Below are 11389 nucleotides of genomic sequence, written 5' to 3'. Positions count from 1 at the left end.
ATGAAGGTTTTTCTAAGTATTTTTCTAAGTATTTTTCTAAGTATTTTTCTAAGTGCTTGTGGAGCAAAACTTGTTTTACCTAAAGAGGCTAAAATAAGTCAAAATGATTTAAAAGATTTAAATATAAGTTATGATTGGTATAAAGCGTATGATAATCAAAAATTAGATGAATTTATAGCTTATATTTTGAAAAACAATAGTGATGTTAAAGTCGCAAGGCTTAATTTGCTTAGTGCTTTAGCTAGGGCGGATTTGATTGATTATGATTTATATCCTAGCTTGAGTGCGAATTTGGGTTTTGGAGAAAGTAAAAATTTAAATTCAGGCTTGGAGAGTAAAAATTTTAACAACGCTTTGAATTTGAGCTATGAGCTTGACATTTATGGAAAAATAAGAGATAGTGCAAAAGCAAGTGAATTTAGCGCAAAAGCAAGCGAGTATGATTTGCAAAATTTACAAATAAGTATGATCAATACAGCTTTAAACGATGTTTTCGAGCTTGCGTATTTTAACGATGTGCAAAATTTACTCGAGCAATATTTTAAAAATTTAAGCCAAATGCAAGAACTTTATACTTATAAGTATAAGCTTGGAAAAATAGAAGAGCTTGATTTGTTGAATTTAGATCAAAGCGTATTAAGAGCAAAACAAAATCTTTTAAGCAATGAACAAAATATAAATTTGTTGATAAAAAATCTGCAAGATTTATTGGGTAAAAAAGAAGGGTTTTCCTATATAGAGTATTTTAAAACCTTATCTTTATCTGACTTTAAAGAGTTAAAACCTCAATTTAATATCCCTTTAGAAACTCTTGCTTATCGTCCAGATGTACGTTCGAAATTAAATAACTTAAAATCAGCTTTTAAGGATTATACCTCTATGCAAAAATCTATGTTACCAAGCGTTTCTTTAGGAGGATCTTTAAATGGTAGTGATGAAAAATTTGATGATAGTTTTAAATTTGAAATTTTAAGCGGGAATGTTAAAATTTCCCTTCCTTTTCTTGATTATGGTAGAGTGCGTCAAAATATCAAAATTTCAGAATTTGAATACGATAAACTTTTGGTAGAATACGAACAAATTTTGCAAAGTGCGATCAATGAATATGAGCTTAATTATAAAGATTATCAAAGCAATGCCTTACTTTTGAAAAATTTAAAAGATATCAATACAAAACAAAGAATGATTGAGAAGGCTTATTTTGAAAAATACAATTTAGGAAAAAGCGAACTAAAGGATTATTTAGATGCTTCTAATGCTTTAAATTCTAGCAATCAAGAACTTTTAAGAGCGAGATTTAATCTCTTGAAAACGATCAATTTGTATTATCAAATTACAGCTTTGGGTATGTAGATAAAAATTGAAATTCTTTTAGAAAACTCTATAAAAATTTAAAAATTATAGGGTTTTAAATTAATAATGTATGTATCTTTTTAAATCCTCAAGTACTTTTTTAGCCATCAATTCATAGCCTTTTACGGTAAGATGAACGTCTTTTAGTGAAAGTTTTTGCTTAATCCATTCATTTTTACCTCCACTTTCTTGCATAAATTGATGCATATCAAAAATAAGGGTTTTTTCTTCTTTTGCAATCTCATAAAGAGCTTCGCGTATGGTAAAAAAATCATTAGCTAAGATATATTTTTTACCCTTTTTTTGTACTACGGTTGGAGGAGAGATCAGCATAATGACAGCATTTTTATTATAGCTTTTTAGCATTTTGATCCAGTGTTTAAGATTGTTTTTGAATTTTTGTTTTTCAAAACCTTTAAAAAGTGCATCATTAGATCCATAGGCAAGTATGATTAAATCATTATGTAAAAGTTCCAATTCATTTTTTACAACCGATGGATTCCAAGAAAGCCATATATCACTTTTTGCACCATTGATAGCAATCGTATCTAAAAAAGCATTATTTTTTTCATTTGTGATAAAATATCCTCCAAGTTCAGCATCTTTTTGCAAGGCCGAAATTTGCAAAGGAAAAGTTAGTTCTAATTTTTTATAAGACCATTTATTTGTTTGTATGGAACGTAATTGATAATTTTTACCTTGAGAGTCTTTTATAGCGAAAGCATTGGTGTTGTGTTTAGCTTTAAATAAAAATCCTACTTGAAATTTTTTCTTATCTAAGGTTGTATCAAGATTGATTTTTGCGTCTTTATTTTTAGCTTTAGCTATGATACCACCTAAAGGAAAGTTAAGTGTTGCATTTTCAGGATTTCTAGAATTTAGAATTTTAAAGTCTTTATAGGAGTATTTGAGATTTAAATTTTGTTGATATTTGGGTTGTAATGCGTGAGCAAAGCCAATTGAATTAGATTTGATTAGATAGCCTCTAAGCACTCTTGGGAAAAAATCAGCAGCCATGTGTGAATCGCCAAAAATTCTAATGCTTATATCTTTTTCATTTTTAAGTTTTTTTTCTAAGACTTTTAAATCTTTTTGAAGTGCATAGTTTTTTAATGCGGGGTGATTTTTGGTTTGATTGAGTATTTTTTCTATAACGTCATTTGTATCATTTGCATATAAATTGGTGAAAAATATAAGAGAGAGAAGAAATATTTTTAATCTACTGGCTGACATTTTCATCCTTAATTTCTATATGATTTAATAAAAGTTTTGACATAGCTTTTGCACCATTTGATGTAAAATGAACACCATCATCTGTTCTCATTTTTATACTTTTATTGTTTTCATTTTTAATATAAGTTGAGTATTCATTGTCGACGCTGAAAAATGATTGAGTATTGATGAAAATTTCTTTATTTTTAAGAATTTCTTGGCTGTAAATCTTATTTAAAATTTGAATTTTTTTATTTAAACTATCTTTTTTAACCGGAGGAATTTCAAACCATAAAATTTTAACTTTATATTTTTGAGCTATTTTAATGATTTCATCTACACGACTTTTATAAATTTCTCTCCAAGGAGGAGTTCCAAAACGAAGATAATTCCCACCCTTTTTTATATCCCAAGGATCATTTGCTCCTAGCAAGATAACTAAATATTTTATATTGGGATTTTTAGAAAGAGCTTCTTTGGTAGCTTTAGCCCAATTAAAATAAGATTTGTAAGAAAGTCCTGTATTTTGTTTGCTTATATCGGTTGCTTTCAGGCCTAAATTTCTTAAATTTTTATTTAAAGCTACGGCAACTCCTTGCATTAAAGAGTCGCCTATAAATAAAAATTCTTTATTTGGGTCAACCTCTAATCGAGTGTTAGTAAGATGAGTGTTTTGTTTAGAAATAGTGATATTTTCTTCTTGTATAGGTTTTTGTTCTATATTTGTGTTTGATTCTATGCTGTCATTTACATCTGTATTTTCATCTATAATTTCGTTATTTATTTGAAGATCAGCTTCTGTATTTTCTTGAGGTAAAGGTTCGTTGCTAAGTATGGCACGAATTTGTTCAAGCTTGATTTTAAAACCATTTGCTTCTTTTAAAATATCATTTTGTGGATAAAATATAAAATGATATTTTTGTTCTATGTATAAACTAATACTTTGATTCATAACAATTAAAACCAACAAAAACACTGTAACTAAAATAAAGAAAAATTTAACTATTTTCATTTAAAAACTCGAGTAAATAAATTCAGGAATTCCATCTGGCATAAAGGCAAATACCAGAAGTAAAATAAAGGTAATAATAAAAGGTTTTAGCAAAAACGGAGTAAGGTTTAAAATTTTGACACAATACTCTTTAAAATTAATAAATAAAGGATAAATCATAAAAAGAACAGCAAAGCTTACAAGAACATAGATATCATTGTAACTTGGCACTTGGAAAAAATTATAATAACAAGCTTTAAAATATTCTATTAAATCTTCTAAGGCTTTATTATAATAAAAGAAAATCCAAGCAAAACATACAAATTGAAAGGTTAAAAATCGTCCAAGAGCAGGAATTTTTTGCAAACTAAATTTTGTTAAGGCTAGTAAATGTAAAAAAGCAATACCAATACCGTGTAATAAACCCCAGATTAAAAAACCTAAAGTATTTCCGTGCCATATACCTGAAAGTATAAAGGCTATAAAGATATTGGCTATAGTACGTGGCAAACCTTTTTTACTTCCACCTAATGGGATATAAATATAATCTCTTATAAACATTGAAAGACTAATATGCCATCTTGACCAAAATTCTTTAAGATTTTTAGAGAGATAAGGCATATTAAAATTTAGTGGTAGATTAAAGCCCAGCATTAATGCAAAAGCACATACTAAATCTACATAACCACTAAAATCACAATAAATTTGAACAGCATACGCATAAACTGCACTTAAAAGTTGTACAAAATTGTAAGATTGTGGAAAATCTAAAATGCTTTTAGAATAAATTCCTAAATAATTAGCTATGAGAACTTTTTTAACTATGCCAAAAATTAGCAAAACGATAATCAAATCCGCGTGCTTAAATTCGCGTTTTTTATAAGCTTGTTCAAAAAAGAATGAACTTCGCATAATAGGCCCTGAAAGCAAGGTTGGAAAAAAAGATAAAAATATAGCTAAATTTAAAAAGCTTTCCAAACGGCGTTTTTTATGAACTTCTACAAGATAGGTGATCGAAGCAAAGGTGTAAAAGCTAATTCCTATTGGAAATATGATATCTAAATCGATAAAATCTAAGCCAAAAAAATTCATTACAAGATCAAAACTGGTTTTAATACTTGCAAAATATTTAAAAAAACATAAATTCAAAATAATAAAAGCAATACAGGTAGCGAAAATATAACATTTTCTACGGACGAAGATCAGTAAAGCAAAATAGTGTATAAAAAAAGTATATACAAATAAAATTAGGGCAAAATAAGGATTGATTAGAATATAGATTGTATAAGAAAAAATTAAAATTGAAATATTTTGTATTTTATAATCATCGTGAAATAACCAATAAATAGCAAAAAATACTATCATTAAGATGCTAAATTCTAAAGAAAAATAAGTCATACAAATATCCCAATCAATGTGATTTTGCCTTTTTAGGCAAAATTTTTATTTTAATTTTATGCTTTTGATGTATTGATCAGCTAAATAAAGCCCATTGCCACTTTCGCCAATGAGTTTAATTTTATCCACTATACCGCGGAAAAGTGCTTCCTCTTCATGCTGTTCGCTTACATACCATTGTAAGAAATTAAAAGTAGAATAGTCTTTATTGGCAAGCATATGCTCTACAAGCTCATTGATTGATTTTGTAATGCTTTGTTCATGTGCGTATGTTTTTTCAAAAACATCGAGTAAAGAACTGAAATTTTGTTCTGGTTGTTTAACCTCTCTAAGTTCAACATGAGAATCTGTTTCATTAAGATAGGTAATGAGTTTTTTTGCGTGTTCGCTTTCCTCGCTTGCGTGCGCAAACAAAAATGCTCCTGCTCCATCAAAGCTATTTTCATAGCACCAAGAACTCATACTCAAATATAAATTTGCTGCATACATTTCTTTATTGACTTGATCATTAAGCAATCTTACTACTTCTTTTGAAAGCATTTCATCTCCTTTTTTATTGTAAAAATATTTTTTTTGAGATAATATCTAATTTTTTATTATTTTTATTTTAATTTTTAATTAAAACATTTATTCTAAATATTTAAGAAAAATTTCGTTAAAATCTTAAATTTATCTAAGAAAATAAGGAATAAAAATAAATGGCTAAAAAAAATTTTTCTTTATCAAGACTTAGTATTCCTATTTTTTGGGATTTATTTTTCAGATTTCTTAGCGTTATTGTCAATACTGCTATGGTATCTCACTATTCTAATGATTTAGTTGGGGCTATGGGGGCTGGTAATGAAATTGTCGATTTATTTATCACGGTTTTTGGTTTTTTAAGTGTAGGGTGTAGTGTTGTTGTTGCTCAAGCGATTGGGGCAAAGGATGCTATATTGGCTAGAAAAGTAATCCACCAAAGTTTGTTTTTAAATTTGCTTTTTGGTTTGGTTTGCGGGAGTTTTATTTTATGGCAAAGCGAACTCTTGCTTAATCTTTTAAATATACCTAAAGAATTATTAAAAGATAGTCAAATTTATCTTGATATGCTTGCAATATGTCTTGTTTTTGATGCTATAGGTTTGATATTGTCGGCAATTATTAGAGTTTATAATATGGCTTATTGGGTGATGATGGTGGGTTTTATGATGAATATAATCGTTGTTATAGGCAATTTTTATGTTCTTCATTTTACACAATTAGAACTTTTTGGCGTAGGGATAAGCAATATCGTTGCAAGAGTGGTTGCCGTCATTGCTATGGTTTTAATCCTTGCTTATAAACTTAAGATCTATATTAAAATTAAAGAAATGCTAAGACTCGAGAAGGAAGTTTTGAAAAAAGTCTTTAGTATAGGCGGTTTTTCGGCTGGAGAAAATCTCATTTGGATCAGTCAATATATCATTAGTTTTAGTTTTGTTGCGAGTCTCGGAAAAGAAAATCTCAGTGTTCAAACGATTTATTTTCAGCTATCTTTGTTGATTATGATGGTGGGAATTGCTATGAGTGTTGCCAATGAAATCATCGTAGGAAAGTTAGTGGGCGCAAGATATGAAAATATAGCGTATAAGCACACTTGGAGAGCGCTTTATTTTAGTATTATGGTTACGATTGTAGTTGCATTAACTCATTATTGCTTGAAAGATTTTACTATGGATCTTTTAGATTTAAAGCAAGAACTTAGAGAAATTATGCTTCCTTTGTTTGCACTTTCTATTTTTCTTGAAATTTCACGCACTTTCAATATAGTAATGGTAAATGCTTTAAGGGCGAGTGGAGACGCTAAATTCCCATTTTTTAGTGGTATGGTATTTATGCTAGGAGTTTCTTTACCTGTGGGATATATACTTTGTTTTCATTATAATCTGGGAATTTTAGGAATTTGGATAGGTTATTGTGCGGATGAATCTTTAAGAGGGCTTGTTAATGCTTATAGATGGAAAAGTAAAAAATGGCAAGGCAAAGCTCTAGTATAAAAGAATTTTTTTGGAATGATTGGGTATTTTTTTATCAAAAAAAATCCATTAAAAATTTATATTTAAGATTAAATGAAAGAGGTGAATTTTGTTTAAGTTTACCTTATCATTATGCTTTGGAAGATATTGAAAAATTTTTAATTAAAAATGAAGATTGGATAAAAAAAGCGTGGCTTGATTTTCAAAATAAGACTAATGAAGCGGATCAAGTTTATTTTTTAGGTAAAAAATATCGGTTGATTTTAAAAGAAAATCTTTTTAAAACAAAAATTTTAAAAAACGAAATTCATACTCCTTCTAAATTAGAATTTGAGTCTTTTTTAAGGAAAAATTCTAAAATTATTTTTTCTTTTTATCTGAAAAGATGGACGCAAAAAACAGGTCTTTTTTATACGCATTTAAGCATTAAAAAAATGAAAACACGCTGGGGATCTTGTAATCATAAAAAGGGCTATATTAATTTAAATTTAAAACTTTTAGAAAAAAGTTTAAAAGCAATAGAATATGTTATTTTACACGAAATAGCACATTTAAAATATCCTAATCATAGTCAAGAATTCTATGATTTTTTAGCATTTTATATGAAGGATTTTAGGCAAAGAGAGAAAGAATTTAAAAAGTAATTTGATTTAAATTTTTGTTATACTATAGTTTTATGAAAATGAAGGAAATAATTTGGTTTTAGAATTTGAATTTGAATATATTGGAGATAATGATTATTTTATATATCTTTTGCAATTTTATGCAAAAGGATATCGATGCAGTTTTGATAGAAAAGAAAGCAAGATTGTCTTTCAAATTGAGGGCAGTGAGGATGAGTTGAGCTCTTTTTGCGAAAGTTTAAAAGATATGAGTAATAGTATTTTTTTAAAGAAATTTGATGTAAGAGCGGCGAGTGGTTTAAACAATTTGGATTTTCATCTTGGTGAATGTGAAAAATTTCCTTATATTACCCATTTAAATTCAAGTGCTTATGTAGAAAGAAAAGAACTTTTAGCTAATGAGTGGGATATTTTTTGTGAGAATGAATTTTCATTAGACGGCTTGAATTTTGAAAAAATAGATAAGAATAACTTTCATACATTTTTAGAAAATGCTTTGCAAATACTTAAAAATAAGCAAGAAATTTATTTGAAAAATCATAAAGGAAGCTACAAATTAAAACTTTTTGATAAAGAATTTGAGTGCGATTTTTTAATGGCTTGTGATATTAAAGCCATTCAAACGATTTTTGTTTGTTCTAATGAGAATTTAAAACTTCTTGCAAGTTTGGAAAAACCTTTAATTAAGCTAAGATTGAATGCTATGTTTAGAAAAAAATATAATTTAGATTTGCATGAATTTAAACTGACTTTAGCACAGGATTTATTTAGTTTTGCTGTGTGCAATGAACTTTATAATCAAGATTTTCATTTTTTAAGTGTTAAAAAAATTGAAGAGAAGTCAAAAGATTTTGAAGTGATGAGTTTAGATGAAAAAATCGTTATTTTACAGGGTTTTGAATTTATTAACTATAAAGCAAGGGAACTTATTTTTTCTAAAGAAGATAAAAATATGGCAAGAATTTCTTATATCCTAAGTCGCTTTAAAGAAGAAGCTTTTATTTTGGAGCTTAGTAAGGATTATGAAGATATTTTGCTTGCTAATAAAGAGTTTAATTTGTTAAAACTTTCTTTACCTAAAAGTTTTAAAAAGCTTTATGAAGAAATCCAAGAAGATGAGATTGGAGCTAAGCTTTTATCTAATTTTTCAAAAGAATTTCCACTTTTAGATGAAGAATTTACCTTGAAAAATAATTTTTATTCTTTATTTTGTATTTTGGGCAGAATTTTAAATTTGGATGAAAATTTTAATATTGCTGGAGAAAAGCTTTTAAAAATAGCGGATGAAACCAAAATGCCGCGTGGGGTTAAGATAGATTATCGTTTAAAAGAGGATAAAAGTTTTGATTATACAAGAACTTTGCGTTCTGCTATGAGTTTTATGCTTGCTGGGGTTGATAGTACCAATATTGCTTATGGAGCTGTGGAGAGTTTGAGTTATTTTTTACGCGATATGTATGATGAGTTAAGATCAAAAAAGCAAGCCCAAATAGCTATTGTAAGCGGATCTTTGTTTGAACATAAATCTTTGCTTAAAAATACTTTAAAACACTTAAGAGATTGTAAATTAAGCAATGCGCCACTTAGGATTTAAAATCAAAATTTCAGGCTTGGTCCAAGGTGTAGGATTTCGGCCATTAGTTTATGAGTTAGCCCTTAAACTTAAGCTTTTAGGAGAGGTGAAAAATGATGGCTTTGGAGTAGAAATTTTACTTTCTTGCTCTCATGAAAAATGTCTTGAGTTTATAGAACAATTAAAAAGCAATCTACCACCCCTTGCAAGAATAGACAAAATCGAACTTTTAGAATGTAATTTAAAAGCTTATGATGAATTTTGTATCACCCCTTCAAAACAAAGCATTAAGACAACACCAATTTTAAGTGATTTTGCACTTTGTAAAGAATGCAAAAGCGAATTTTATGATCCAAATAATAAACGCTTTCATTATCCTTTTATCACTTGTACTCATTGTGGGCCAAGATTTAGTATTATAAAAAATTTACCCTATGATAGAGAAAACACTACTATGAGTGAATTTATCATGTGTGATTTTTGTGAGAAAGAATATAAACATCCTTCAAATCGTCGTTTTCACGCTCAACCTATCAGTTGTCCTGAATGTAAAATTTCTGTGTATTTGAAAAACAGACAGGGTGAAGTTTTATCTACAGATGAAAATGCTTTTATAGAATGTGCAAAACTTTTAAAACAAGGAAATATCCTTGCTATTAAAGGAATGGGCGGGTTTCATCTGATGTGTGATGCTTTTAATGAAAAAGCTTTAGAGGAATTAAGAATAAGAAAAAATCGCCCTAAAAAACCCTTTGCTTTGATGTGTAAAGATATAAACAGTGTTAAAGAACTTGCGTTTTTAAATAAAAATGAAGAAGAATTGATCGGTGGAGTGCTTGCACCTATTGTAATCTTAAAAGCAAAAAAAAGTTTTAGTTTAATTGCCCCTGATATTGATAGATTGGGGATTATGCTTGCTTATACTCCTTTGCATCTTTTGCTTTTTGAGTATTTTAAAGGTGTTCTTGTGGCAACGAGTGCAAATTTAAGTGGTGAAAGTATTGTTAAAGATGAGGATGATTTAAGATCTAAGCTTGGTAAGGTTTTTGATTATTATTTGGATTATGATAGAGAAATTTTTAACTCAAGCGATGATAGTATAGCTCAATTAATCGGCGATCAAGCTATGTTTTTACGCACTTCAAGAGGTCTAAATCCTTGTTATATAGAATCTCATCTTGAAAAGAAAGGAACTTTTTTAGCTTTAGGATCAGAGCTTAAAAATGAATTTGTGATTTTTTATCAAAATAAAATTTTAATCTCTCCTTATATTGGGGATTTGAAAAGTGTGGATACTTATGAAAGATTTTCAAAACTTTTGGATTTTTTTAAGAAAAGTTATGATTTAAAATTTGATACTGTGCTTTGCGATAAGCATCCTCATTTTTTATACACGAAAGATTTTAAAGAAACTATGAAAATTCAGCATCACTACGCACATTTTTGTGCAGCTTATTTTGAATATGAAGAGGAATTTAAAAAGCATGAAAAAGCTTTAGGATTTGTTTGGGATGGAACGGGTTATGGAGATGATGGTAATATTTGGGGCGGAGAAATTTTTATAGCTAATTTAAAAGAGTATGAAAGAATCACTCATTTTGATGATTTTAAATTAATCAATGCGGATATAAAAAATATATATCATTTGGCTTTAAGTGTGATTTGGCATTATAAATTGGAAAATGTAGCTCAAGAGTTTTTAAGCAAAATCCCACAAGTTAAGCTTGAAAATCTTAAAAAAATTTATGCAAATTCCACTCTTAAAACCAGTTCTTTAGGACGCATTATTGACGCTTTTGGTGCTATTGTTTTTGACTTAAAAGAAAGTTCTTATGAGGCGCAAATAGGTCTTATGTGTGAAAGTTTTTATCAAAAAGATTTAGATTTTTCTTATAAACTTTACATAGAAGATGAAAAAATCAATTTCAAAGAGCTGATTTTAGGAGCTTTAAAAGACGAAAAAAGCAAGGCTGTTACAGGTATGCTTAATGCTTTGGCTAATTTCATCATAGAATATAGTCAAAATTATGATTTAAAAGTGATTTTAAGTGGCGGAGTTTTTCAAAATAAAACCTTACTTGAAATTTTAAAAGCTAAAAATTTTGATTTTTTTGTGTCTTTAAAACACCCTTGCAATGATAGTTCTATAGCTTTAGGCCAAATGATACATTTTTTAAATAAAGATTAATTTTTAACTCATTAAATTTTAATACTTTTAAGGATACAATGGATTAAAAAATTTTAT

Annotated in this window: 9 protein-coding genes; 5 read left to right on the top strand and 4 right to left on the bottom strand. The window is 28.1% G+C overall.

All coding sequences use genetic code 11. From position 1 onward, the window contains the following. Complete coding sequence (locus CQA76_RS01830) at nt 1–1353, top strand: TolC family protein (RefSeq protein WP_137621749.1); 1353 nt, start codon at nt 1–3, stop codon at nt 1351–1353. 60 nt (nt 1354–1413) lie between these two features. On the opposite strand, the gene CQA76_RS01825 is transcribed toward CQA76_RS01830, so the two are convergent. The 4 genes from CQA76_RS01825 to ftnA are packed head-to-tail and all read right to left on the bottom strand — an operon-like array spanning nt 1414 to nt 5494. Then, nucleotides 1414–2586 carry an SGNH/GDSL hydrolase family protein gene (locus CQA76_RS01825; protein WP_137621748.1) on the bottom strand — a complete coding sequence of 391 codons (1173 nt, stop codon included), beginning with the start codon at nt 2584–2586 and terminating at the stop codon, nt 1414–1416. Beyond that, nucleotides 2573–3577 (bottom strand): SGNH/GDSL hydrolase family protein, encoded by a 1005-nt coding sequence (locus CQA76_RS01820; protein WP_137621747.1) that lies wholly within the window; start codon nt 3575–3577, stop codon nt 2573–2575. The genes CQA76_RS01825 and CQA76_RS01820 overlap by 14 nt, the downstream gene beginning before the upstream one ends. Beyond that, the gene (locus CQA76_RS01815) at nt 3578–4954 is read right to left on the bottom strand and encodes an MBOAT family O-acyltransferase (protein WP_137621746.1); all 1377 of its coding nucleotides are present in this window, start codon (nt 4952–4954) and stop codon (nt 3578–3580) included. A gap of 45 nt (nt 4955–4999) precedes the next feature. Then, nucleotides 5000–5494, bottom strand: coding sequence for a non-heme ferritin (ftnA, locus tag CQA76_RS01810; RefSeq protein ID WP_137621745.1), 495 nt, complete (start codon nt 5492–5494; stop codon nt 5000–5002). 158 nt (nt 5495–5652) lie between these two features. Here ftnA and CQA76_RS01805 point away from each other — a divergent pair, with 158 nt between their 5' ends. The 4 genes from CQA76_RS01805 to hypF are packed head-to-tail and all read left to right on the top strand — an operon-like array spanning nt 5653 to nt 11332. After that, a complete protein-coding gene (locus tag CQA76_RS01805) occupies nt 5653–6969 on the top strand; it encodes an MATE family efflux transporter (RefSeq protein ID WP_137621744.1) in 1317 nt (438 codons plus the stop codon). Beyond that, nucleotides 6945–7592 carry a M48 family metallopeptidase gene (locus tag CQA76_RS01800; RefSeq protein WP_137621743.1) on the top strand — a complete coding sequence of 216 codons (648 nt, stop codon included), beginning with the start codon at nt 6945–6947 and terminating at the stop codon, nt 7590–7592. The genes CQA76_RS01805 and CQA76_RS01800 overlap by 25 nt, the downstream gene beginning before the upstream one ends. A gap of 52 nt (nt 7593–7644) precedes the next feature. Further along, on the top strand, nt 7645–9165 hold the full coding sequence (locus CQA76_RS01795; protein ID WP_137621742.1) for a hypothetical protein: 1521 nt from the start codon (nt 7645–7647) through the stop codon (nt 9163–9165). Then, entirely contained in the window at nt 9146–11332 is a 2187-nt protein-coding gene (hypF, locus tag CQA76_RS01790) for a carbamoyltransferase HypF (RefSeq protein WP_137621741.1), read from the top strand. The genes CQA76_RS01795 and hypF overlap by 20 nt, the downstream gene beginning before the upstream one ends. The last annotated feature ends 57 nt before the right edge of the window (nt 11333–11389 follow it).

This window comes from Campylobacter aviculae (assembly GCF_005406215.1).
GTDB classification, from domain to species: Bacteria; Campylobacterota; Campylobacteria; order Campylobacterales; family Campylobacteraceae; genus Campylobacter_D; species Campylobacter_D aviculae.
Note: the sequence above shows the minus strand (reverse complement) of the source record. Positions and strands in the feature narration are given on the sequence as shown.

Excerpts from the sequence above, each read along its gene's own strand:
- CQA76_RS01800 (WP_137621743.1), top strand. The coding sequence starts at position 6,945 with ATGGCAAGGCAAAGCTCTAGTATAAAAGAATTTTTTTGGAATGATTGG.
- CQA76_RS01815 (WP_137621746.1), bottom strand. The coding sequence starts at position 4,954 with ATGACTTATTTTTCTTTAGAATTTAGCATCTTAATGATAGTATTTTTT.
- CQA76_RS01820 (WP_137621747.1), bottom strand. The coding sequence starts at position 3,577 with ATGAAAATAGTTAAATTTTTCTTTATTTTAGTTACAGTGTTTTTGTTG.
- ftnA (WP_137621745.1), bottom strand. The coding sequence starts at position 5,494 with ATGCTTTCAAAAGAAGTAGTAAGATTGCTTAATGATCAAGTCAATAAA.
- CQA76_RS01825 (WP_137621748.1), bottom strand. The coding sequence starts at position 2,586 with ATGTCAGCCAGTAGATTAAAAATATTTCTTCTCTCTCTTATATTTTTC.
- CQA76_RS01805 (WP_137621744.1), top strand. The coding sequence starts at position 5,653 with ATGGCTAAAAAAAATTTTTCTTTATCAAGACTTAGTATTCCTATTTTT.
- hypF (WP_137621741.1), top strand. The coding sequence starts at position 9,146 with ATGCGCCACTTAGGATTTAAAATCAAAATTTCAGGCTTGGTCCAAGGT.
- CQA76_RS01830 (WP_137621749.1), top strand. The coding sequence starts at position 1 with ATGAAGGTTTTTCTAAGTATTTTTCTAAGTATTTTTCTAAGTATTTTT.